This window comes from Acinetobacter sp. TW_SC_4, assembly GCF_054861205.1.
The window spans coordinates 2,117,012-2,137,669 of the sequence record NZ_CM142174.1 but is presented as its reverse complement, the minus strand read 5'-3'; the positions used below and the strand labels follow the sequence as shown (position 1 = coordinate 2,137,669).

Annotated in this window: 31 protein-coding genes; 28 read left to right on the top strand and 3 right to left on the bottom strand. The window is 40.9% G+C overall.

All coding sequences use genetic code 11. The annotated features are described in order from the left end of the window. Window positions 1–45: 45 nt before the first annotated feature. The 19 genes from ACWM1W_RS10260 to ACWM1W_RS10170 all read left to right on the top strand — a co-directional run bounded on the left by ACWM1W_RS10260 (window position 46) and on the right by ACWM1W_RS10170 (window position 13,187). Entirely contained in the window at window positions 46–573 is a 528-nt protein-coding gene (locus ACWM1W_RS10260; RefSeq protein WP_461603229.1) for a DUF2280 domain-containing protein, read from the top strand. Beyond that, entirely contained in the window at window positions 557–1,873 is a 1,317-nt protein-coding gene (locus ACWM1W_RS10255) for a phage terminase large subunit family protein (protein WP_461603228.1), read from the top strand. Before ACWM1W_RS10260 ends, ACWM1W_RS10255 begins: the two co-directional genes overlap by 17 nt. 41 nt (window positions 1,874–1,914) lie before the next feature. Next, window positions 1,915–3,318: a DUF4055 domain-containing protein gene (locus tag ACWM1W_RS10250; protein ID WP_461603227.1), complete on the top strand. Its 1,404-nt coding sequence runs from the start codon at window positions 1,915–1,917 to the stop codon at window positions 3,316–3,318. After that, window positions 3,284–4,393, top strand: a complete 1,110-nt coding sequence (locus tag ACWM1W_RS10245) for a phage head morphogenesis protein (RefSeq protein WP_461603226.1) — start codon at window positions 3,284–3,286, stop codon at window positions 4,391–4,393. Before ACWM1W_RS10250 ends, ACWM1W_RS10245 begins: the two co-directional genes overlap by 35 nt. Continuing rightward, window positions 4,390–4,632: a hypothetical protein gene (locus ACWM1W_RS10240; protein WP_461603225.1), complete on the top strand. Its 243-nt coding sequence runs from the start codon at window positions 4,390–4,392 to the stop codon at window positions 4,630–4,632. Before ACWM1W_RS10245 ends, ACWM1W_RS10240 begins: the two co-directional genes overlap by 4 nt. A gap of 119 nt (window positions 4,633–4,751) precedes the next feature. Continuing rightward, on the top strand, window positions 4,752–5,147 hold the full coding sequence (locus ACWM1W_RS10235) for a hypothetical protein (RefSeq protein WP_004784406.1): 396 nt from the start codon (window positions 4,752–4,754) through the stop codon (window positions 5,145–5,147). 97 nt (window positions 5,148–5,244) lie between these two features. Then, window positions 5,245–5,970 (top strand): hypothetical protein, encoded by a 726-nt coding sequence (locus ACWM1W_RS10230; protein ID WP_461603224.1) that lies wholly within the window; start codon window positions 5,245–5,247, stop codon window positions 5,968–5,970. Between the two features lie 3 nt (window positions 5,971–5,973). Beyond that, on the top strand, window positions 5,974–6,957 hold the full coding sequence (locus ACWM1W_RS10225; protein WP_461603223.1) for a major capsid protein: 984 nt from the start codon (window positions 5,974–5,976) through the stop codon (window positions 6,955–6,957). Window positions 6,958–6,999: 42 nt separating this feature from the next. After that, entirely contained in the window at window positions 7,000–7,449 is a 450-nt protein-coding gene (locus ACWM1W_RS10220; protein WP_461603222.1) for a hypothetical protein, read from the top strand. Between the two features lie 4 nt (window positions 7,450–7,453). Then, window positions 7,454–7,837 carry a hypothetical protein gene (locus ACWM1W_RS10215; RefSeq protein ID WP_461603221.1) on the top strand — a complete coding sequence of 128 codons (384 nt, stop codon included), beginning with the start codon at window positions 7,454–7,456 and terminating at the stop codon, window positions 7,835–7,837. An 8-nt stretch (window positions 7,838–7,845) separates the two neighbouring features. Then, window positions 7,846–8,214: a glutamate 5-kinase gene (locus tag ACWM1W_RS10210; RefSeq protein ID WP_461603316.1), complete on the top strand. Its 369-nt coding sequence runs from the start codon at window positions 7,846–7,848 to the stop codon at window positions 8,212–8,214. 177 nt (window positions 8,215–8,391) lie between these two features. Continuing rightward, entirely contained in the window at window positions 8,392–8,784 is a 393-nt protein-coding gene (locus ACWM1W_RS10205) for a hypothetical protein (RefSeq protein ID WP_461603220.1), read from the top strand. Then, the gene (locus ACWM1W_RS10200; RefSeq protein WP_461603219.1) at window positions 8,781–9,191 is read left to right on the top strand and encodes a hypothetical protein; all 411 of its coding nucleotides are present in this window, start codon (window positions 8,781–8,783) and stop codon (window positions 9,189–9,191) included. The genes ACWM1W_RS10205 and ACWM1W_RS10200 overlap by 4 nt, the downstream gene beginning before the upstream one ends. A gap of 405 nt (window positions 9,192–9,596) precedes the next feature. Then, window positions 9,597–10,139 carry an antA/AntB antirepressor family protein gene (locus ACWM1W_RS10195; RefSeq protein WP_461603218.1) on the top strand — a complete coding sequence of 181 codons (543 nt, stop codon included), beginning with the start codon at window positions 9,597–9,599 and terminating at the stop codon, window positions 10,137–10,139. Beyond that, window positions 10,129–10,392 (top strand): hypothetical protein, encoded by a 264-nt coding sequence (locus ACWM1W_RS10190; protein ID WP_461603217.1) that lies wholly within the window; start codon window positions 10,129–10,131, stop codon window positions 10,390–10,392. Before ACWM1W_RS10195 ends, ACWM1W_RS10190 begins: the two co-directional genes overlap by 11 nt. 82 nt (window positions 10,393–10,474) lie before the next feature. Continuing rightward, entirely contained in the window at window positions 10,475–11,389 is a 915-nt protein-coding gene (locus tag ACWM1W_RS10185; protein ID WP_461603216.1) for a phage tail tube protein, read from the top strand. 54 nt (window positions 11,390–11,443) lie between these two features. Next, complete coding sequence (locus ACWM1W_RS10180; protein ID WP_375725832.1) at window positions 11,444–11,944, top strand: hypothetical protein; 501 nt, start codon at window positions 11,444–11,446, stop codon at window positions 11,942–11,944. A 476-nt stretch (window positions 11,945–12,420) separates the two neighbouring features. Then, complete coding sequence (locus ACWM1W_RS10175; RefSeq protein WP_375725833.1) at window positions 12,421–12,720, top strand: DUF4258 domain-containing protein; 300 nt, start codon at window positions 12,421–12,423, stop codon at window positions 12,718–12,720. Window positions 12,721–12,728: 8 nt separating this feature from the next. Beyond that, window positions 12,729–13,187 carry a helix-turn-helix domain-containing protein gene (locus tag ACWM1W_RS10170; RefSeq protein WP_375725834.1) on the top strand — a complete coding sequence of 153 codons (459 nt, stop codon included), beginning with the start codon at window positions 12,729–12,731 and terminating at the stop codon, window positions 13,185–13,187. 62 nt (window positions 13,188–13,249) lie between these two features. On the opposite strand, the gene ACWM1W_RS10165 is transcribed toward ACWM1W_RS10170, so the two are convergent. The 3 genes from ACWM1W_RS10165 to ACWM1W_RS10155 form a co-directional block, all read right to left on the bottom strand. Further along, window positions 13,250–13,885: a hypothetical protein gene (locus tag ACWM1W_RS10165; RefSeq protein WP_375725835.1), complete on the bottom strand. Its 636-nt coding sequence runs from the start codon at window positions 13,883–13,885 to the stop codon at window positions 13,250–13,252. 411 nt (window positions 13,886–14,296) lie between these two features. Beyond that, the gene (locus ACWM1W_RS10160; RefSeq protein WP_075175433.1) at window positions 14,297–14,797 is read right to left on the bottom strand and encodes a hypothetical protein; all 501 of its coding nucleotides are present in this window, start codon (window positions 14,795–14,797) and stop codon (window positions 14,297–14,299) included. Between the two features lie 144 nt (window positions 14,798–14,941). After that, entirely contained in the window at window positions 14,942–15,409 is a 468-nt protein-coding gene (locus tag ACWM1W_RS10155; RefSeq protein WP_375725836.1) for an Arc family DNA-binding protein, read from the bottom strand. A gap of 111 nt (window positions 15,410–15,520) precedes the next feature. Between ACWM1W_RS10155 and ACWM1W_RS10150 the strand changes: the two genes are divergently transcribed. The 9 genes from ACWM1W_RS10150 to ACWM1W_RS10110 all read left to right on the top strand — a co-directional run bounded on the left by ACWM1W_RS10150 (window position 15,521) and on the right by ACWM1W_RS10110 (window position 20,640). Next, window positions 15,521–15,676, top strand: coding sequence for a hypothetical protein (locus ACWM1W_RS10150; RefSeq protein ID WP_310076747.1), 156 nt, complete (start codon window positions 15,521–15,523; stop codon window positions 15,674–15,676). Continuing rightward, on the top strand, window positions 15,673–16,044 hold the full coding sequence (locus ACWM1W_RS10145) for a hypothetical protein (protein WP_461603215.1): 372 nt from the start codon (window positions 15,673–15,675) through the stop codon (window positions 16,042–16,044). Before ACWM1W_RS10150 ends, ACWM1W_RS10145 begins: the two co-directional genes overlap by 4 nt. Continuing rightward, a complete protein-coding gene (locus tag ACWM1W_RS10140; protein WP_375725837.1) occupies window positions 16,041–16,835 on the top strand; it encodes a phage antirepressor KilAC domain-containing protein in 795 nt (264 codons plus the stop codon). Before ACWM1W_RS10145 ends, ACWM1W_RS10140 begins: the two co-directional genes overlap by 4 nt. Then, complete coding sequence (locus tag ACWM1W_RS10135) at window positions 16,832–17,158, top strand: hypothetical protein (protein ID WP_004645305.1); 327 nt, start codon at window positions 16,832–16,834, stop codon at window positions 17,156–17,158. The genes ACWM1W_RS10140 and ACWM1W_RS10135 overlap by 4 nt, the downstream gene beginning before the upstream one ends. A 56-nt stretch (window positions 17,159–17,214) precedes the next feature. Then, entirely contained in the window at window positions 17,215–18,471 is a 1,257-nt protein-coding gene (locus ACWM1W_RS10130) for an AAA family ATPase (RefSeq protein ID WP_375725838.1), read from the top strand. Window positions 18,472–18,474: 3 nt separating this feature from the next. Then, window positions 18,475–19,200, top strand: a complete 726-nt coding sequence (locus ACWM1W_RS10125; protein WP_375725839.1) for an HNH endonuclease — start codon at window positions 18,475–18,477, stop codon at window positions 19,198–19,200. A gap of 63 nt (window positions 19,201–19,263) precedes the next feature. After that, window positions 19,264–19,614, top strand: a complete 351-nt coding sequence (locus ACWM1W_RS10120) for a hypothetical protein (RefSeq protein ID WP_375725840.1) — start codon at window positions 19,264–19,266, stop codon at window positions 19,612–19,614. Window positions 19,615–19,681: 67 nt separating this feature from the next. Then, window positions 19,682–20,059, top strand: a complete 378-nt coding sequence (locus ACWM1W_RS10115) for a hypothetical protein (RefSeq protein ID WP_325755501.1) — start codon at window positions 19,682–19,684, stop codon at window positions 20,057–20,059. Beyond that, complete coding sequence (locus tag ACWM1W_RS10110) at window positions 20,038–20,640, top strand: hypothetical protein (RefSeq protein ID WP_375725841.1); 603 nt, start codon at window positions 20,038–20,040, stop codon at window positions 20,638–20,640. Before ACWM1W_RS10115 ends, ACWM1W_RS10110 begins: the two co-directional genes overlap by 22 nt. Window positions 20,641–20,658 lie beyond the last annotated feature (18 nt).

Below are 20,658 nucleotides of genomic sequence, written 5' to 3'. Positions count from 1 at the left end.
ATTTTTTGCCTGCTTTGCTTTACGTAGCTTTACGGAGAGGTGGCTGTGGCAGCACTTAAAGAGCCTGTAAAAATCTTTATAGTTCAGTCTCTTGCTTGCTTTGAAACACCTCAACAGGTAGCAGACACTGTAAAGCAGGAATTTAAAATAGAAATTAGCCGTCAACAGGTGGCGTTATACGATCCAACAAAATACTCAGGACGTAATTTAAGCAAGAAATTAAAAGACCTTTTTGAGCGAACTCGAAAGGATTTTAAAGAAAACATCGAAGACATTCCGATTGCCAACAAAGCATTCCACTTTAAAGAACTCCAAAAGATGTATGACGATTGGGGTAAAAACAAAGTCATGCGTCAGAACGTGCTTAAACAGGCGCAAGGATTACTGCAGTCAGGTAAAAGTGCTGGTCCAAGTGGCTTATCTGAAAAAGAACAGATTGAAATTGAGATTAAGCGTTTAGAGCTTGAGAAACTGCAAAAAGAAGTAAGACCTCCTGCAACTCGACCTCCTGAGGAAGATTACAAAATCAGCCTGAACCCTGATGAGGAAATTCCAAATGAGCCAATTCTTTGAGCCACCAGAAGGTGCAGTCACTCTTACACCAAAGCAGGCCAATATCTACTTATGGGGCTGGCAAAAAGAAGCGCGTTTTCGTGATGCTGTATGTGGTCGACGTTTTGGCAAGACATTCTTGGCCAAGGCTGAGATGCGTCGAGCTGCACGACTGGCAGCTAAATGGAATGTGTCGGTTGAAGATGAAATCTGGTATGCAGCACCTACATTCAAGCAGGCCAAGCGTGTCTTCTGGAAACGATTAAAACAGGCGATTCCGCCATCGTGGCGCGCAGGAAAGCCCAACGAAACTGAATGCACGATCACTTTAAAAAGTGGTCATGTCATGCGTGTGGTTGGTCTGGATAACTATGATGACCTTCGTGGATCTGGCTTATTTTTCCTGATTATTGATGAATGGGCGGACTGTAAATGGGCTGCATGGGAAGAAGTGCTGCGTCCAATGCTTTCAACCTGTAAGTACATCGTGAATGGTGAGCAGCGTGTTGGTGGTCATGTTTTAAGGATTGGTACACCGAAAGGCTTCAACCATTGCTATGACACTTTCATGGATGGTCAGCCGGGTCATGAGCCTGATTGTCGAAGCTTCTCATATACATCATTGCAAGGCGGAAATATTCCTGAATCGGAAATCATTGTTGCCAAGCGCAAGATGGACCCGAAAACATTCAGTCAGGAATATGAAGCTAGTTTTGAGAGTTATCAGGGCGTTATTTATTACTGCTTTAACCGGGTACTCAATAGCTCAAGTGAAACAGTTCAAGATGGCGACACGCTTCACATCGGCATGGACTTTAACGTTACCAAAATGGCCGCTGTGGTTTATGTGCGTCGTGGTGACACCATGCATGCAGTAGATGAGCTTGTGAATCTATTTGATACGCCTGCAATGATTGAAGCGATTAAAGAGCGGTACCCAAAACACTCTATTGGTGTGTACCCAGATGCTTCAGGCGATAACCGCAAATCCAATAACGCCAGTGAAACCGATATTGCGATGCTGAAAAAGGCAGGCTTTAAGGTGTATGTGAATGCATCAAACCCGGCTGTAAAAGATCGTATTAACTCTATGAACTCATTGCTCTGTAATACATTGGGTGAAAGACGTTTGTTTGTAAATACATGCAAGTGCCCACATTTTGCGAAATGTCAGGAACGTCAGATTTATGACGAGAACGGACAACCAGACAAGAAAGCAGGCTTTGATCACATGAATGATGCTGGTACATATCCAGTTGCTTATCTATTCCCGATTAATAAAAAGGCTATAGGGGTTCGAAGAATCCGCGGCATGGCTTAAATATTTTGCACCTTTCGAGGTGCTTTTTTATTGGTGTATTTATGGCTGTTACAGATCAACATCCGCAGTATATTGCTGCAAAGAAAAGCTGGCAAATAATGCAGGATGCTGTAGCCGGCGAAGAATCCATTAAGTCAGCAACGACTCAATATTTACCTAAATCAGCAGGGATGGTTGAAGCTGAAAAGCAGGGCGATCTAACTGGTGAGATCTATAAAGGTTATGTCTCCCGGGCGCAATATCCTTTATGGGTGCAAGATTCACTACGGACAATGATTGGGCTGGTATCTAAACTGAATCCTGAAATCAATTTGCCTAGTAATCTAATGGCTGGGCTAAGCGAAAACGCCACCAATGATGGATTTGGTTTAAAACAACTATTTATCCGGGTTGTGCTAGAGCTACTCGAATATGGTCGTTGTGGTCTTTTAGTTGATGTGGATGGTGATGGAAAGCCATATTTTGCGCTTTATAACGCTCTATCCATTATTAACTGGAAGGAAAACAATGTTGGTGGGCGTCGGGATTTAAATCTGGTGGTGCTCGAGGAACAATTCGAGAATAGTGAAGATGAATTTAGCCATAGCACTAAGACTGTTCACCGGGTTTTAGGTCTAAAAGATGGTTCTTTGAATGTTCGCTTATTTGATGGCAGTGCTGAGCAGGATAAAACCCCAACACTCGGCAGTAATAGTCTGAGTTTCACCCCATTCGTATTTTGTGGCACGACGGACAATGCGCCAAGTGTAGGAACTGTACCGCTACTGACTATGGCAAAGGCCGCATTGAAGTATTACCAGTTATCAGCTGATTACTTTCAGTCTTTGCATCACACGGCTCATCCACAACCATGGATTAGTGGCTTGGGCAATGACGACGATGTTTCTGTAACGGGTGTAATGGCAGCATGGCTACTTCCACTAGAAGCGAAATGCGGATACCTAGAGATTCAAGGTGTTGGTATTGATAAAACCAAATCCGAAATGGATGCACAGAAAAATGCAGCTTTAGAAGCAGGTGCCAAAGTTATCGATACTAATACCCAGGAATCAGGTGAAGCTCGTCGAGCCAGGCAGGATGACCAGCATGCAAGTCTTCACAGCATTGTGATGTGTGCTGCCGAAGCAATTGAGCAGGCAATCAAGTATGCGGCTCAGTGGTTAAAGCTGGACCCATCAAAATACACATTCAGTGTAAAGCCAGAATTCAGCTCTACGGCATATGACATCGAATTGGCTAAACAGCTTTATGAAGGCGCGATTGCCGGGAAAAACTCATTCCAGACTTATTGGGAATACATTGCGACGGGTAATCTGCCAGAGCATGAGTATAAGGATGAGTTAAAGCGAGTGGAAACAGAACTGACCCAAATGCCTTTAAGTGGGTATCAGCCATTTAATGGAGTAAATGATGAACAACCAGGAACTCCAGCAAGCAATAGTTGATGCTCTCACCCAGCATAACTCTTACCTACAGCGCCTTTCATCACATGCGGTTAATGAGATTCTGGCTCAACTAGATGGCCTTTCATTAGAAATGCTGAACCAGTTACGCAACCTACTTGAAGACTTGAGTGAAGCGGAACTAACAGCATTATCCGGTGCAAAGTACACGACTCCTCAGTTAAAGGAAGTGCAAAGTATTCTTGATACTTGGCAGCATTCTTTAATGGTGTCACTACCAGAGGTATTTGTCGTGTCAGCTGTAGCATTGGCAGCTTATGAAGCCAGCTATATTTATAGACTGGCAGGAAAAAAACCGCCAAAGCTTAATGGTGAAAAGCTTTATAAATTAGCCTCAAAAACACCTTATGCAGGTGGGCATTTACTTGACTATATTTTCCCTGGCATTGCGGCTGATTTAAGAAAAAAGGTTGAGTATGTCTTACGTGATGGGATTGCAAATGGACAAACCAACCAGCAGATCATTCAGCGGATAAAAGGGCGAAAGGCACTCAATTATCAGGACGGATTACTCAATCAAACCCGGAATATCATTGATGCAGAAGTACGTACTGCACGCGCCCATATTAGCTCCAATACTTACCTAGAGACTTGGCAAGCTCTAGGCTTTGAATACACCAAAGATATTGCCACACTCGATTTCAGGACGACTTCTGTATGTATGTCGCGTGATGGGCGAGTGCAGAAGATTGGAGCTGGGCATCAGGCGACTCCATATCATTTCCGATGCCGTACCAATCAGGTTGGTTGCGATAAGGATGGTGATATTTCCGGGTTAAGACCTTTCGTTGCCTCAGATAAAAGAGTGAAGGATATTTCGAAAGATCAGCGAGACGGAATCATTGGTCAGGTTGATGCAAACACCAGCTATAAAGAATGGTTCGCCAGACAAGATGCAGATCATCAGCGCAGTGTGCTGGGGGATGCTCGGTACAAACTGTATAAGGACGGGAAGTATTCAATAGATAAGTTTGTTGATCCACTCTCAGGCAGAAAGTTCACTATTGCTGAATTGAGAGAAATGGATGAGCAGACATTTAGGAATGTGGAGTTATGAGAGTAACTGTTGACGACCTAACATCTGATCCTGAGCTTCAGCGCAAGTTCCAAGGTGTGCGTGTTCTGGTGGATGGTATTCAGCATAATCATGTGATTGTGGCTGACCAAGAGCAAGGTTATATCGAAAAGCACAAACAAAATGCAGATGGTAGTTTTGCTTTAAATAAGAAAAGAGATGAAATCTTGACCGAGATTATTAAATGCAGGGTTGAGTTTATATTTCGGGAGCAATCATGACCACTCCCTGAACAACAAATCATTTATGACTTAATTTTGAAAGCTTGGACAAAGCCCAAATAACCGAAGGGGCGCTAAGGCGCTCTTTTTTACTGAAAGCAGAAGCAGGAGAAACAGAAATGTTTACAGTTAAATTAATGCAAGACAGCCGAACGGATATTGTAAATCTTGATGTTGTGGAAATATATAAAGATGGGGCGGCAGAATGGAGTGAAGCGCACCAACTAGCAGGAAGTCATAATGTTTCAACCCCACACCTAATCTCGAGCATTTATCTAGATGATGAAGGTGAGGTGGTTGAAGATATTAATGTGATCAGTCGTGATAGCGCCACCAAAAGTGAGTACAAGAAGCCCTGCTTGGCGATTCTCAGAATCTCAGAACACACCCACCTTTCACCAGAGATACCTAAGGATAATATCGGTGGGTTTGGTTATGTCGATGTCTTTATTTATAAGGGCGATCAGATGTACATCATGAATCAAAGTGGTGCCACCGTAGAAGTAATTAAATAAACCAAACTCAAACCTAGACCCAAACGGGTCTTTTTTTATGCCTGCGCAAAGCTCAGGTATCTCAAATCCGCTAGGCGGTTATTCAAGGAATAAAACAATGTCAGACCAAATTGATTTAGAAAACCCAGAAGTTAAAGCAGCCATTCAAAAAGCTGTCGATGAGCAGGTGCAGGGTTTGAAAACCAAAAACACCGAGCTGATTCAAGCCAATAAAGATCTTAAAACCGAACTAGGTGGGATTAAGTCTCAGCTAGAAGGTGTAGATCTTACTGCGGTTAAGGAGCTGTTGAATAAAGTCGGTCAGGATGAAGAGTCAAAGCTTATTGCCGAGGGCAAGATTGATGAAGTCATCCAGAAACGTACCGAAAAGATGCGGCAGGAACATGAACGCTTAATTTCAACTGAAAAGCAGCGTGCAGACAAAGCCGAAGCTTATGCAAATAAGTTCAAGCAGTCCGTGGTCCAGGGTCAAATTGTACAAGCAGCAGTGGAGCTAGGGGCCTTAAGTGAGGCTACAGCAGATATTGCCTTCTTGGCTCAATCCCAATTCTCTCTAGATGAAAACGGCAAGGCTGTGGCCATCGATGAAAATGGGGAAGTGATTATTGGGAAAGACGGCACCAATCCATTATCTCCAAAAGAGTGGGTTGAAGGCTTACGTGAGAAGAAAGCTTATTTCTGGCCTAAAGCGAATGGTTCTGGTGCACCTGGTTCGGGTACTCCAAACAAAAAATGGTCTGACTATACAGAAGCAGAGCGAGCCACTTTAGCTCGTGAAAATCCAAATGCATTTCAGCAATTAGTCAAAACTAAGGAGGCATAATAAATGCCAAGTACCACTACACAATTAACGGATATCTTTGTTGGGGATTATTACCAGACACTCGATCCAGTTAATTCCCCTGAAAAAACAGCAGTCTATCAATCTGGCATCGTTGTTAAAAACGAAGCATTAGATGCGATTGCCAATAACGGCCAAGGCTCTTCTACGATTGCATACTGGCAAGATCTAGATGCAGATGAAGCGCCTAACCTGTCCAATGATGATCCAGACGATCTGGGTGAAGTTGGTAAAGCAGCTCAAGGCTCAATGCAAGCTCGTACACTGTATCTAAACAAAGGATATGGCGTAGCGGATTTAACAGCTGAACTAGCCAATTCAGAGCCAATGCAGCACATTCGCAACCGCTTCGGTAAATACTGGGAGCGCCAATGGCAGCGTTACTTACTTGGCTCTGCCCGAGGTGTGATTGCTTCCAATATCGCAAATGACGGTGGTGATATGGTCATTGATGCGGGTGCCACCATCTCAGCTGGTGCATTCCAGGATGCGGCATTTACTGCAGGTGATACGGCCGATCAGTTCTCAGCGATGGGTGTTCACTCAGTCGTGATGAACCAGATGGTGAAACAAGATCTTATTGAATACCTGCGAGATTCAGAAGGTCGTATTATCTTGGCCACCTACCTAGGCAAGCCGATCTTTATGGATGATGGTTTGACTTACGGCAATAGCCAGTATTTATCTCTGATCTTTGGTGCCGGTGCATTCGGTTACGGTGAAGGTACACCTAAAGTTCCTGTTGAGCTTGAGCGTAAGCCATCTGGTGGTAATGGTGGTGGTGTTGAAATCCTGTGGGAACGTAAGACCTATCTGCTGCAACCTGCAGGTTTCTCTTGGAAGGGTAATACCAATCCAAATACCTCTCCGACCATTGCTCAGTATGCCAATGCTGCAAACTGGGAGCGTGTATTTGATCGTAAGCAGGTTCCATTCGCTGCGGTTATCTCTGGTACAGCCACACCTTAATAAACATGGCGGCTTCGGTCGCCTTTGTTTTGGAGCATAAAGATGAAAGTAGTTTATACAGAAAACATTCCCAAACATCCCGATCCTAATGTTTGTTATCGAAGCTCATTCTTAGGTGTAATTGGTGGTGCCACTTCGGTTGAAGTAGATGAAGACTTTCCAGATGCTGATCTGGTCGACCAGGCCTATGCATTTCTCGATAATCAGCCTAAAAGCCAGTCAGTTTCATTGAATGTAGGCATCACTCCTGAGCTTCAGGCCAGCCTTGATGAAGCGAAAGCGGAATGTGAAAAGGTGGTAGCTGAAAATACTGATCTCACTGAGCAACTTGATAAAGAGCGGGAAGCAGTTAAAAAATTAACATCTGAAAATGATGAATTAAAGGCCAAAGTCAAAGAACTGGAAGCTAAGGCCAAAAAACCTACTGCTGCAGAAGCTAAAGCTGCAAAAGCAGCAGAAGAAGCGAAAGAAGCGGATCAACCAAAGGAATAAATAAATGAGCTTTGTCACTGAAACAGAAGTGCTAGAAAACGTGCCTGAATTTGCTGGTCAAAGCGCTAGTGACAAGGCTCGCTTACTCTCCCAGGTGGATGCGTATTTACGCTCACGTAATGTGAAAGGATATCTTGAATCTAGTCAGGTGCCAGAGCCACTTAAATTAGCCTCCTACGAGATTATTAGGGGGATTTTGGCAGGTAAGCTTTACCAAGGTAAGGCTGCCACTGTGGTGAGTAAGACAGTATCAGCTCAACCTGGAACCAGTGTTTCCAAAACCTTTGCAGCAGGTTCGGAAGACTTAAACACCTATGAGCAATACATTCTTGATTTGATCAAGCCTTATACCAAGCGATCTTCAGTGCAGTTTTTGAAAAGGATTTAGCTATGGGCATGAGAGACGAACTACAAGAAGAGTTTGCAGCTGCATTCAATGAAGATCTAGCCGATTCAGTCGATACCTTCACCTGTGAAAAACTGATTTACTCAGGTGAGTTTGATTTTGAAACGCAGACTTATCCAGTTATAGGGAATGAATCATACTCAGGGCGTGGCGTATTGTTTGGCTCATATTTAAAAGATATGGTCAAGCCAATTGATTACCAGGTGACAGACTCTAAAGCTATTGTGCTGCAGAATGAGGTCACAGGCATTCCACAGATCGGTGATGTTTGGATGACCGGTAAAGGTGATTTTAAAGTGGTGAATATTGGGGCTGATCCAGTAGCAGCGACCTATACGATTCAATTGAGGAAGGTTTAAAAATAACCTATACTCATGATGAGTTTGTAGTTTAAGGGGCAAGAGCCCTGGTTTGGAAAAACGTCAGGTTCTGGATAGTGTTGCTGAAATACGTGTAAATCCTATCCGCCTGAAAAAGCGAGTTCGATCCTCGCCAAACTTAACCCACTTCGGTGGGTTTTTTAATGGGTGAAATTTATGGCCTGGAAAAACAAACCAACTAATTTCGCGCTTGAGATACAGAAGGTTGGCGATGAGCATTTGCGAAAAGTAAGCGCTGAGATGTTGCGAGCCGTAATTATGGGTAGTCCGGTAATGGATGGTTCATTTCGTAATTCAAACCTAATCACAATCGACCATCCAACCTATCAATATATTGAGGGTGAGGGCAATACGGCACCTAAAGGCACTTTAGATCAGAAAGCTTTTGATCGAGGCGCTCAGAACATCCTTAAAGCAAAACTAGGCAACTGCGTGTATTTGACTAATGCTTTGCCTTATGCGCTCAGGATTGAAAACGGGCACTCAGACCAAACCCCTCATGGTGTGTATGCGCTTGCATTCCAGTCTGTATCGAGTAAATACAAATGATGACACTTACCCAAGCTGAAACAGCCATTCATCAAGAATTGGTGAGAATTGCCAAACTCGAAAATCTAATCGTTGAAATGGTAAATAAGCCACAAAGTCATGGCAAGCCCTTTGAGCCACCAAAAAATAAGGCTTGGAGTAAGGTGTTTATCCAGTACGCTGATAGCCAGATTGTAGGTATTGGTGATAAGCCGTGCATTCGGGATCAGGGCATTATTTCAATTCAATGCTTTGCGCCACTGGGTAGTGGTCTTATGGTGCTTTCTGAGCTGTGTGACATATGGCGAAAGCATCTGCAATCCTTTAGTGTATCTCATCTCGAAATATACAAAGTTCATGCACCACAAAGCATGGACGAAAAAAACTTCTACGCAAAAATAATTAGAGCTGAGTTCCGAGTGAACTAGAAAAATTGTGCAGTATCAATTGACCTAAATGCCGTTTATATATTATTTTGTCTAAATTGGGAATCACTCAACCCAAAACATAAACCTCGCAATAAGCGGGGTTTTTTATTGACCAAAATTCACCAAATTCAAAACAGGAAAATTGGACAATTAGCCAATTTTTTAACTGAGAAAATAAGCCTTGCAGCGATGCAGGGCTTTTTTTATGCCTGATTTCAGGCAAACCACTGGCTAGAACGACGGTTCGAAAAGCACGTTTCCATGTTCAACGTGCCTGCCAGTTTCTTTTTTCAAATATTTAATTTTAAAGATAAATCCAAACTTGGATTGACCGTTTTGCCATACAGATGTGTCTCGTTACCGCATGTCTGTGTGGCTTTTTTATTTGGTAACGAGGTAAACGATATGAATGCAATTGTGAAAATTGAAAATCAAACTCCATTTATCGAAGTCGAATTAAATGGAAAAGTTCAGCTCGGTGTGAATGCGCGTGACCTGCACAAAATGCTAGAGAGCAAGCAGGACTTTTCAACATGGATTAAGCGCAGAATTACTCAGTGTAAGTTCGAAGAAAACTTCGACTACATTAAGCTCCACCAAAAAGTGGAGCTTTCAAAGACCGGGCAAACTTCAATTGAATACATCATCTCGGTAGATATGACCAAGCATCTTGGAATGATGGAGCGCAATGAAAAAGGCCATGAGATTCGAAAATACTATATCGAACAAGAAGAATTAGCTCGTCAGCTTAAAGATGGGCTACAGGTGCGCATTGGTAAACTTTCAGCACAAGTTGAACTAATTACACAGTGCTTGTCTGAGGCAGGGCGGTTTTTGTCTGTAGAGGGTAAGCAAACCAAGCCAGCACTACTAAAAGAATTGGATGAACTGATTAAGGAAGCGCAACCATCCTTAGATTTTGATCAGGATGAAGATAATGACAAATAATGTTCCTGCTTACATTGTGGTGGAGTGCAGACCAAGCACAGAAGAAGATGGTTATGCCGATATTGTTATTCATAACGACACCTACATTTTTGAAAGTGTAGAGCCGGCAGAAAGCCTGCGCGCAGCAATGCTGATAGCTATTGATATTGAGCGAACCAAGCCAAACCATAGACACATCACGTTGCATGCCGAAAGCGTCTCGAAATTATGCAGAGGCATGCAAGGTGAAACCATAGATTCCAACAAACATTAAACCCCGCCAAGTGCGGGGTTAATTATTTCCAAACCAATGCCACCGAAAGGTGGTTTTTTTATGCCTTGAATAGGAGAAAACCATGAGTTCGGGCGCAAAACAATTAGTGCAGATTGCAAAAGAAACTGTTATTGGAACAGTGCCTTCGCCATTTGCACGTCAAACCTTGGCATTTACTGATATTTCATTAAACCAAAGTGTCGAAAAAACAGAGTCAGCTTCAATTACGGATAGTCGATTGCAACAATCATCTATGGTTACTTCGGCTGAGTATTCAGGCGAATTGAGCGCAGAAGCTCAGTATGGTGCTTATGATGATCTGATTGCGGCAGCAGCTTTTAATGCTTGGACAGCCAATGTTCTAACCTTTGGTGGCACAACTCGCCAAACATTCAGCATATTGCTTGGCTATACCGACATTGCCAACTATCACACCTTTTCAGGCTTGCATGTAAATACATTCGGCATTGATATTCCTGAATCGGGGCTGATCGGTCTAACTTTCGGCTTCATGGGTACTAAGCGAACCCCAGCAGCAGTAGCACCCGCTGGAACGATTACGCCGGCATCATCAAATCCGCGTATGTCGAATATCTCTGTCGGTGATTTGCTTGTCGATGGGACATCCGTTAAAGGCACAGCCTGCATTGCTGCATTCTCATTTAATTGGGACAACTCAATGCAGGTGCAAAAATGCCTGGGTGCTGGTCTTGAGGTTGGTGCGATTCTTGAAATGTCAGCCAAAGGTACAGGTAGCTTTACAATGGCTTGGTCAGCGAAAGCGGCTGAGTTTTATGAGAAGCAGTTCACAAACGCAACAATCTCTCTATCAATTCCAATTACGGATACATCAGGGAATAAATACGTTTTAAATATCCCTAAAGTTGAGCTTACAGCGCCTCTTGCAACTGGTGGTAAAGACGACATCTTGAATACAACATTTGAGTACACAGTTGTAGATCAGGCGCCAACACTTACGCGCACACCTAAAGCTTAATCAACAGCCGCCTTCGGGTGGTAATAAGTAAAAAATCACTTAGCGGGAAAGAAAATGCAAATTACCATCTCAAAAGATTCATTAAGCACTGAAAAACATCCATCGGAGTGGATTCCTCATCCAGATGGTGGCGAGTATCTTATAGCGGGAATTAATCGTCCTTCATTCCAGTACATGCAAGACAGCCATCAACAAAAAGAGCGCATGGTGCGAGAAAGTGGCACCTTAATTACTGATGAGTTTGTAGAGCAATCCAATCGCGTATTTAGTGGCATTGTTGGCAAGTATTTGGTTTTAGATTGGCGTGATATTCCTGCGCAGATTGAATATTCAGCACAACTAGCTCACGATTTACTCGCTTATGGAAAAACGGCTGATGATGACGAGTATGGGATGAAATTAGGCATATGGGTGATTACTCAATCTCAGCGAATCCAAATTGAAGCTGATAAAAAAAAGCGTGAAGCTCTGGGAAAGTCCGAGAACTCTACAAATACCTCCAGTTCGCCAGCGAAGAAGAAGCGGGTGAGTACAACCAAAAGCAACGAGCAATAGCCGAAGCGACAGGCAGAAAGCCACCAGAAGAAGTTAAAAGGCCCGAATATAGCTACACAGCCAATGCTTTAATCGAAGCCTATAACGTCATTTCACGTTCACGCAGATATGAGCAAGGCACACCGTTAGCATTGGGTATTGCTGATCTTAACGCTTATTGTGAGCAGTATGAGTTGCCGGTGGAGCGTTATATTTTTAATGCAGTCATCTTTGATCTGGATAACCGGTTTATTGATGAGGCTTATAAGAAGATGAGTAAGAAATCAGCGTGAGTTGGTTTCTTGCTGAATGCAATGCTATGAGTGTGTTTGACGACACTATCATCCACAAAACGACACCTTAAGGATTAACGAATCTTGACAAGATGACGTAAACATTTTGTTGACGACGATGCTCTCGGTACATTATAGTGAACTCAACCGCTAATTATTAACGGTTATGGCCTTAATCATTCATCCTAATTGCAAGTATCGTTTATGTGTTTAACTGAAATCCAGGCTAGGCGAAAGCTGAGAGAGCTGGCTAAAGATACCAGCAAAATTAAGCTTTCAACACATGTTAGGCAACGAATGAAAGAGCGCCATATCTCCTTGAAGCAAATCATTTGTTGCTTTGAACATGGAGATATCACTGAGGGACCTTATCCAGATACCCGTGGCGATAGTAAATTGAATGTTACAGTTCGAACCGCCGGGGAAAATATTACAACAACTGTTGTAATTAAATGTCGTGAAGATGGGGATTTCTCAATCGTTGTTACTACATTTAAAGAATAGGCACAGTTATGTATCACTATGAAGAGTGTGGTTTAAGCAATGTTTGGCTTGTTGATGGTTTCGAAATTGAAGTTGATGATGAGTATGGTGAGTTGGTCTCGATTTCATCAGTTCACGAACTTCACAAAACCATTGGCCTATACTTGATTAATGAAAAGCCAGAACTTAATGGTGAAGAAATCCGTTTTTTGCGTAAAGAGCTGAATCTTTCACAAAAAAATCTAGCAGGCATATTGAGCGTTAATGAATCTACAGTTCGCAACTGGGAAGCAGATCGAGTAACAATCGGAAAACCTGCGGAATTGGTTTTAAGAGCACTTTACAAAGAGCAGGCACACGGTGGTGGTGCCTTAATGGAAATGATTGAAAAGCTCAATCACCAAGAAAGAACTTATGAATCTGACAACATGAGCTTTTCTTACGATCGCAATCGATCTTGGAAGCACAAAGAGCTTGAAGCTAGATAAAACCAAACCTCCTTCGGGGGTTAATGTCAAAAGAAAAGCACCTTAGGGTGCTTTTTCTAATTCTACTTTTCAGGTGGATTCTTGGGAGTGAACTCGATATTCTTTGTTTCTTCCAAAGTCACCTTCTTATTCTTGTCCATAATCGCACACAAGGTGGATCCGCAAAGCACTGCAAAATGAGTATCCTTTTCCTTAGCTGATTTTATAGAAACCTTATCAAAAGATTCTTTCCTCATGTCTTCAAAGGCTTCTGCTTTGGCTGTCTTTTCAGTGTTAGCAAGCAGAAACAATGTTGAAACAAGAGTAACGATTACTGAGACGCCTAAAGTTGAATTACGTGAATAAGATTTTTCCAACTCTTCATGAAACGTAGAATTGTGAAGATTCGGCGCATGTTTCTTTGGGGTAGTATTTAGTTTCTTATCTAAATAATTATTAAGTCTTCTAGAAGTATCAAAGGAAATCCATATGTGCCAAGCAGCCATATAGATAAAAAGGATAAGAATGCCATATATTAAATAATTGAAGCCTCTTAAATAGCCAATATAAATTTTATCTTGGACTGAATAATTAAGGGCTATGAGGTCAATACTAAAAGCACTGAGGTAGCCATCAAGATAGGCATTACCATTGGCAAATAGAAAGACCGTTATAAGAGATATGACAACCGCTAGGTCAGCACTAAGGTTTAGTTTCATATTTGTTTTTAAGTAATAAAAACCCTTCGGATGAAGGGTGGGTTATTGGATTAAGCACCATATATAAGGGCACAGGGAGACATTCCGTGGAACCCGCTATTTAGCTGGAGGAAGGATGTATTTAGCTATCTCATGACCGATTTCAACAAGAGAAGGCATCCGATCTGTCTGAACAAGCCAGATAAGCAACAGTAATCCGACAATGATTAATATATTTTTCCCCATGATTACTCCTAAAGGTCATTATTATGAAACTTGAGTGTCTCGTATTAGTAGAAAATCGACTGCACGAAAATTCAACCCAGTTGTATTTCGAAAATTTTATGGTTGATGTGGATGAATTTTTTGTACCTGTAGGTAACTACACACAGCCAATCGGGTATTTAAAATTCAAACGAATGGCCAAAGAAGTTAAGTCGGGATGTTTTGAATTAACTGCATTAGTGAGCCTAGATTATCCCAACCCAAATCCACAAGTTTCGTTGACAGGTGTTTTATACTCTCGGCAGGCAGCTCTCGAAGCACAGAAGTTATTTGACTCTTTTGATCGGATGGTAGATCTGACTCATTAACCTTCATTAGTAAAATTTGTCTAAATTGTTCAGTATCAATTTTAATCGTGACCGTAGACAGGATTGCAGATAATCCACCATCATTGGCTAAGAAATCCATTCCATTGTGATTAATAGTTGGTAAGTTAATTTGAAGGTTCTTATAACCTCCCATAGATGCTGACTGCAAGAGACTTCGCTGTTCTATTAGGTTGTGTTGCTGAAGGTAATACAGATTAGAAACCACTTGATAGTATTCATCCGTACCATGTCTATATTCCTTACTAAAATCGTAAAATTCTGGGTAAGTTGAGCTCATTTTTTCTAAGAGTTCTAGTTGTAGTTTTCTATCCAAAATCATTAAAACATCCTTGTTTTATATAGGGCGGAATATGGGGCTGAGTGACTGAGAGTCACTCAGTGAATAAATTTGGAACACCATCGATCATATCGGTGCAGCTTTCGAGGCACTCGACTTGAAGGTTTCGAAAAACATCTTCAGGCATTACCAGAGATCTTCATCTTGGGTTGGAGTGAGTGGTTTGTCTTTAGCTAGATGTGTATGGGCAAGCTGTTCCTGAGAAACTTCTTTAGATAATTCAGCCTTGAATTTTTCCGAATTATTTTTCATTAGTCGGTTCATTTCTTTTTTTAATATTTTATTTATTTGAAGACGATGCTCAAGGAATTGAATCATCTCAGGGTTTTTTGTTTGTGAAAGCGATTCTTCGATTTGAGATATTGCTTCATCGTAATTACTTTCAAGACCAGCACAGTAAGCAGAAAGGAATAAATGTAGATTTTTCTGAAAAAATTCCTGCCCTATATCCTTGTTGTCAAAAGATTCCTCTAATCGAGCCACGATTTCTTGATTCATGGAACGATTATTTGTTTTAGCCGTTTCAACAATTCTTTCACGAAATTCAGGGGTTACACGAACTTTAAGGGTAACGATATTGCTTTCTTCACTCATAAAATATTCGCCAAAATAAAATCAATAATAACCCCATTTTGGGGCTTGACCAATAGCCCCATAATGGGTACTATGATTTAACACCCCAGATTGGGGACTAAGGAGGAAGTAATGAAAGAAGAGTTTGTTTACTTTAAAGGTCGTCTTGATAGCGATTTACATAAGGAACTCAAAGCAATTGCAAAAGAAGATAAAAGATCAATGGTTTATCTGATGAATGAGGCAGCTAAGTTGCTAGTAGAAAAACGCAAGAGTGCTAAAGCATGAAATCAATAGACAACAAAAAAGCCCCTGAATCTTGGCGGATGCGGAGCTTGATTGCTGTCAACAAAGGAATATTAACTATGTCGAATATAACTCATATCACTGAAGCGAATCAAGTTCAGATCAGTCAGCACCAACTAGAGCGCTTTGTTGATTTTATTAACAATGCTGAAAATGGCTTTAGTGACCTACAAACGCTTGTCACACTAATCATGGAGAAGTCTGAAAAGCACACCACTGCTTACACCTTGGCTTCAATCACTTGGGATCATTTAAATAAATGGGTCGATGAGTGTTGTGAAGAGGTTGCTTACTTTGAGCAACATTCACCAAAGGCGGCAAAGTTATTAGCACAGGAGTCAGTAGCATGAATGCAAAATTAAATAACAGTGTGACTGTTGCTGGTATTCAAACAATTGTTGCCGAATTCAACTCAATTCCAGTGATGACAACAGCACAGCTTGCTGAGTTCTATGGTGCACAGCCTAAAAACATTAATGATAACTTTTCAAACAACATTGATCGCTTCGAAGAGGGTAAACACTTTTTTAAGTTGGAAGGTGATGAATTGAGGGCTTTTAAGAACATCACCGATAATATCGGGTATGTCCCAAAACAAGCTGCTCGCCTGATACTCTGGACTGAAAAAGGCGCTGCACGTCATGCCAAGATCCTAGATACAGATCAAGCCTGGAATGTATTTGAACAGCTGGAAGATTCTTACTTTAAAGCCAAGGAGCTTATCCAAAACTTTGACCCGATGAAGTCTTTAGCTGATCCGCGCGTTTTGAGAGATTTACTTCTAGGTTACTCTGAAAGGATTGTCGGTTTAGAGGAAGAAGTTCAGGAAATGAAGCCTTCAGTAGAGGCATATGATCGAATTGCTAAAGCTGATGGAAGTCTATGCCTAACTGATGCGGCTAAAACTCTGCAAATGCGCCCGAAAGATTTAATTGCCAAGCTTTCATCTGGTAAATGGATTTACAAGCGAGCAGGTAACTCTCACTGGCTAGGCTATCAAGACAAAGTGCAAGCTGGCTATCTGGAACACAAGATAACTGAGGTGACGCGAGGTGATGGTACAACCAAAATTACAGAACAAGTTCGCATTACACCTAAAGGTTTAGCAAAGTTGGCTAAAGATCAAGGCAGCACAGTATGAATGATCTAGATTTTGAGTTAAGCGAAGATATTCTAAGCATGAGCCGTGATGAGTTGCTGGAGGATATTAAATATCGAATTCTGGCAGATCATGAAATGATTCTCCTGCATGCCAAGGAAAGACGAATCTTGGAGCAGGAGAAACTGGAAATGATCACTCTCCTGCAAAGAGGTGATGCAGCGATGGCTCGCGCAATGGATAAAATGCGGGAGTACGATGCTTTAATAAAGCGAGGTACTAAAACCATTCTAATGTGGCGAACCAATTGCTATCTGCTAACAGCTATCTTGGTCATTGTGGCGATAGTCTTAATGATTAAGTAAATTAAAAACCCCTATAGACCCACTCATTTGAGTGGGTTTTTTATTGGAAAAAATTCATGAAGCCTCAAAAAAGTAATCTTGGAAAAATTTCTATTGAATGTATGATGAATCCATCTAACAACAATGGCTTGGAAACAATGAAAGTTACATCATTGGAATTAAAAGATGTGGGTGGAATTCCTTATCTAAAATTAGAAAATATTGACCCAAAGATGAATATAATTTGTGGTGAAAATGGGGTGGGGAAGACTAATATTCTAGATTCAATTGCTTATTGTTTTTCTGAATTAGATCTTGATGTTCTAGCTAAAAGATCAGGCACAAATCAAGGAAATATATACTTAAATTTTGATAATAAAGGTATTAGTGATGAAACAAAAATTCAGATAAATCATTCATTCCCCACAGGGAGTCATGATAATAAGTATTTGAACAACATTAAATACGAAAGTATAAAAAACTCCCTGCTTTATCTAAAAGTTAATCGAGTTTTTAAATATAAAAAAGAGTCCAGTATTAATGCAGATCCGGATGCTACTTACAGGGCGCGTTTTAATAGTGCAGGTATAGATAATGAAGATATCAAGCAATGGTTTATATCTAGATATCTTCATAGTGCACATGAAGGAAATTTGAGCGAAGTACAACAAAAAAATATTCGCTTAGCAATAAAATGCTTTGCCTTAATGAATGGCCAATATTCTTTCAAAAATACCACCCCACAAAATGAGATTATTGCAAAGACTCCTACAGGTGAAATCTATTTTGAGTATTTATCTTCTGGATTTAAATCAACACTTTATATTCTGTTGGGAATTATTAAGGAGCTAGAATATCGTTTTCAGGAGAAGCATGTGGCTGCTGGAGATTATGATGGATTAATACTTATTGATGAAGTAGAACTGCACCTTCACCCTGAATGGCAAAGTCAAATTTGCACTAGATTGAAAGAGGTATTTCCTAAAGCTCAATTCTTTATTACAACTCATAGCCCCCATGTGGTGCAAACAGCTCGTCAAGGCGAAGTAATCGCGCTGGAGCGAAAAGATGGCGAAGTTATTCGTCGTGATTTGCCTACTTCTGAATATGGCTACCAAGGTTGGACTATTGAAGAGGTTTTAAAAGACGTGATGGGGATGCCAGATCTTCGCACAAATGAATATGAAGCTATCCGCAATGAATTCATGGAAGCCTTTAAGCGGAAGGATAAATTAAAGGCACAAGAGGTATTTGATAAACTTCAGGAAATGCTTCACCCATCTAATGAGCTTAAAGTAATTTATCAAATGCAGCTTGATAGTCTTGGAGAATAATCCGTGATTAAGTTGCGACGAGGTGAACGACCAAAATATCTTGCTGATGATAAAGTTGATAATTTAACTCAACGTTATATTGATTCAGGAAAATCTGTTTGGAATAACAAGCAAATTAAACAGCCTCTAATGGAAAGCTCAAGCAATAAATGTGCTTATTGTGAGTCAGACCTAAGTAAGCCTGGTGCCTATATGGAGGTAGAACATTTTTTGCCCAAGTCTAAGCATCCAAGTCTAGTTGTAAAATGGGAGAACTTATTACCATCATGCAAGAGGTGTAATGGTCTAAAGAGTGATTATGATGTTTCTCTAAACCCAATTATTAATCCATATGATAAGGATCCAACAAAAGAGTTAACTTTTGATACTTTTTGCATTTTTGGATCAACTGAGCTGGGTAATACCACAGTCAACCTTCTAGATTTAAATGGCGAAGATTTACTAGGTAAAAGATCATTTGTTGGCACTGTTTTTCGCAAAGAATTAATTAAGCTAAGTCATCAATGCTCATTGATTAAAAAATTAACACTTGAAGATAGAAACATGGTGAGATCTATTCTACTTGCAGCACAAAGTAATAGACCATACTCTGCGACCGTTGCAACACTTATGCATATTAGTAGTGAGTACAAAACTCTTAGACAAAAATTAATTGATAGCAGCCTTTGGGGTGAAGATATGGAAGACTTACATCAAAAATCTTTACTTCACGTACTACCCTTAAGGTAATCATATCAATTCTAAAACCGACCCTAAACAGGTCGGTTTTTTTCATATCTACAGGAACCAATCATGACTGATAAATCGAAATGGTTTGTATATAAACTGGAAAATGGGCAGGAATTTGGCTGTTTCAGAATTAAGCCGTATAACAGTCCTGCATGTGCTGCTGCATTAAGAGACTTGGTTGTAAAGAAAACCATCTTCAAAATGAGTGAGCTTAAGATTGCTCAGGAATATATGAAGGTTATTGCAAAGCATGTGATTCAGGATTGGGAGAATCTTGCATTCATAACATCTGCTGGCGAAGTGGAAGGAGAAACACCTTATTCGCTTGAGAATGCCTATCAACTATTAATGCATAGTGATCCTGATATGAATCTGGCTAGTTGGATTGTTGAGAAAGCTAAGGGGATTGTTTGAGTTTAGATTATTCTTACATCAGTTCTATTTATTTGTTATTTTATGAGCAATTAAGGAGGGATGTGGGATGAAAAAGATAATACTTGCTGGGGTGGTTGGCAGCCTATCTTGCTGGGCTCTTGGGTATGAATTACCCACCGAAGAAGAGCTTAAAGGGTTAGTGACTCAAAAAAGCTTAATCGAAATGCAGGACTTAAAATGTAAAACAGTTCCTGATATTGCAGAATTGGTCATGAAAGGTCGCCAGGGTGGAATTTCTATTGATGACCAATTACAGCAATTATTGTCATATACAACATTACCTGCCGATCTTATTGAAAAAGAAAGAAAACTGATTGTTGAGGCACATAAACTACCAAGATTTGAGAGTAAACGGGATCAGTATTTCATTACAAAAGAATTTTCAACAAAAGCATTTTTAGAATGCAAGAAGAATGGGTTATGAAGAATATATTGTTATCAATCTTTTTAGTAGGGGCTTCTGTTAGTTCATTTGCTGAGGCACCTTTTGGATTAAAGGTTGGAATGTCATTGGCTGAAGTTAAAAAGGTTAGTGGGCCAGCAGAGGTGCTGGAGAAAAACTATTATTCATTCAAAAATGTACCTATACCTTATAAGGGTTTTAAAGATTACTTAATGGTTATTACACCAAAAAGCGGACTGTGTAAGGTCTTGGGGTTTGGGAATCCCATAACAACAAGTGTGTATGGTGACGGAGTTAAGGCGGAGTTCTCCACACTCAAGGAGTCCTTAATTAAAAAGTATGGTGAGCCTGTTGGGGATTATGATTTTCTAAGGGCGGGCAGTATTTGGAAAAATCCTAATGAGTGGATGATGAGCCTTTATAGGGAAGAGCGTATATTAACCGCCGCATGGGAGCCAAAGGAAGATAATGGGGTTGAAAATATTATGCTGAAAGCCCGTGCCACTGGAAGAAGCACAGGAGTGATAACTCTTTCTTATGAGTTGTCTAACAATGAGGCATGCCTTGCAGAAAAAGAAAGTAGAGATATAAGTGGTTTATAGAAAAAAGCACCTTAGGGT

Coding starts and splice junctions, on each gene's coding strand:
- ACWM1W_RS10255 (WP_461603228.1), top strand. CDS start 557: ATGAGCCAATTCTTTGAGCCACCAGAAGGTGCAGTCACTCTTACACCA.
- ACWM1W_RS10250 (WP_461603227.1), top strand. CDS start 1,915: ATGGCTGTTACAGATCAACATCCGCAGTATATTGCTGCAAAGAAAAGC.
- ACWM1W_RS10245 (WP_461603226.1), top strand. CDS start 3,284: ATGAACAACCAGGAACTCCAGCAAGCAATAGTTGATGCTCTCACCCAG.
- ACWM1W_RS10240 (WP_461603225.1), top strand. CDS start 4,390: ATGAGAGTAACTGTTGACGACCTAACATCTGATCCTGAGCTTCAGCGC.
- ACWM1W_RS10235 (WP_004784406.1), top strand. CDS start 4,752: ATGTTTACAGTTAAATTAATGCAAGACAGCCGAACGGATATTGTAAAT.
- ACWM1W_RS10230 (WP_461603224.1), top strand. CDS start 5,245: ATGTCAGACCAAATTGATTTAGAAAACCCAGAAGTTAAAGCAGCCATT.
- ACWM1W_RS10225 (WP_461603223.1), top strand. CDS start 5,974: ATGCCAAGTACCACTACACAATTAACGGATATCTTTGTTGGGGATTAT.
- ACWM1W_RS10220 (WP_461603222.1), top strand. CDS start 7,000: ATGAAAGTAGTTTATACAGAAAACATTCCCAAACATCCCGATCCTAAT.
- ACWM1W_RS10215 (WP_461603221.1), top strand. CDS start 7,454: ATGAGCTTTGTCACTGAAACAGAAGTGCTAGAAAACGTGCCTGAATTT.
- ACWM1W_RS10210 (WP_461603316.1), top strand. CDS start 7,846: ATGAGAGACGAACTACAAGAAGAGTTTGCAGCTGCATTCAATGAAGAT.
- ACWM1W_RS10205 (WP_461603220.1), top strand. CDS start 8,392: ATGGCCTGGAAAAACAAACCAACTAATTTCGCGCTTGAGATACAGAAG.
- ACWM1W_RS10200 (WP_461603219.1), top strand. CDS start 8,781: ATGATGACACTTACCCAAGCTGAAACAGCCATTCATCAAGAATTGGTG.
- ACWM1W_RS10195 (WP_461603218.1), top strand. CDS start 9,597: ATGAATGCAATTGTGAAAATTGAAAATCAAACTCCATTTATCGAAGTC.
- ACWM1W_RS10190 (WP_461603217.1), top strand. CDS start 10,129: ATGACAAATAATGTTCCTGCTTACATTGTGGTGGAGTGCAGACCAAGC.
- ACWM1W_RS10185 (WP_461603216.1), top strand. CDS start 10,475: ATGAGTTCGGGCGCAAAACAATTAGTGCAGATTGCAAAAGAAACTGTT.
- ACWM1W_RS10180 (WP_375725832.1), top strand. CDS start 11,444: ATGCAAATTACCATCTCAAAAGATTCATTAAGCACTGAAAAACATCCA.
- ACWM1W_RS10175 (WP_375725833.1), top strand. CDS start 12,421: ATGTGTTTAACTGAAATCCAGGCTAGGCGAAAGCTGAGAGAGCTGGCT.
- ACWM1W_RS10170 (WP_375725834.1), top strand. CDS start 12,729: ATGTATCACTATGAAGAGTGTGGTTTAAGCAATGTTTGGCTTGTTGAT.
- ACWM1W_RS10165 (WP_375725835.1), bottom strand. CDS start 13,885: ATGAAACTAAACCTTAGTGCTGACCTAGCGGTTGTCATATCTCTTATA.
- ACWM1W_RS10160 (WP_075175433.1), bottom strand. CDS start 14,797: ATGATTTTGGATAGAAAACTACAACTAGAACTCTTAGAAAAAATGAGC.
- ACWM1W_RS10155 (WP_375725836.1), bottom strand. CDS start 15,409: ATGAGTGAAGAAAGCAATATCGTTACCCTTAAAGTTCGTGTAACCCCT.
- ACWM1W_RS10150 (WP_310076747.1), top strand. CDS start 15,521: ATGAAAGAAGAGTTTGTTTACTTTAAAGGTCGTCTTGATAGCGATTTA.
- ACWM1W_RS10145 (WP_461603215.1), top strand. CDS start 15,673: ATGAAATCAATAGACAACAAAAAAGCCCCTGAATCTTGGCGGATGCGG.
- ACWM1W_RS10140 (WP_375725837.1), top strand. CDS start 16,041: ATGAATGCAAAATTAAATAACAGTGTGACTGTTGCTGGTATTCAAACA.
- ACWM1W_RS10135 (WP_004645305.1), top strand. CDS start 16,832: ATGAATGATCTAGATTTTGAGTTAAGCGAAGATATTCTAAGCATGAGC.
- ACWM1W_RS10130 (WP_375725838.1), top strand. CDS start 17,215: ATGAAGCCTCAAAAAAGTAATCTTGGAAAAATTTCTATTGAATGTATG.
- ACWM1W_RS10120 (WP_375725840.1), top strand. CDS start 19,264: ATGACTGATAAATCGAAATGGTTTGTATATAAACTGGAAAATGGGCAG.
- ACWM1W_RS10115 (WP_325755501.1), top strand. CDS start 19,682: ATGAAAAAGATAATACTTGCTGGGGTGGTTGGCAGCCTATCTTGCTGG.
- ACWM1W_RS10110 (WP_375725841.1), top strand. CDS start 20,038: ATGCAAGAAGAATGGGTTATGAAGAATATATTGTTATCAATCTTTTTA.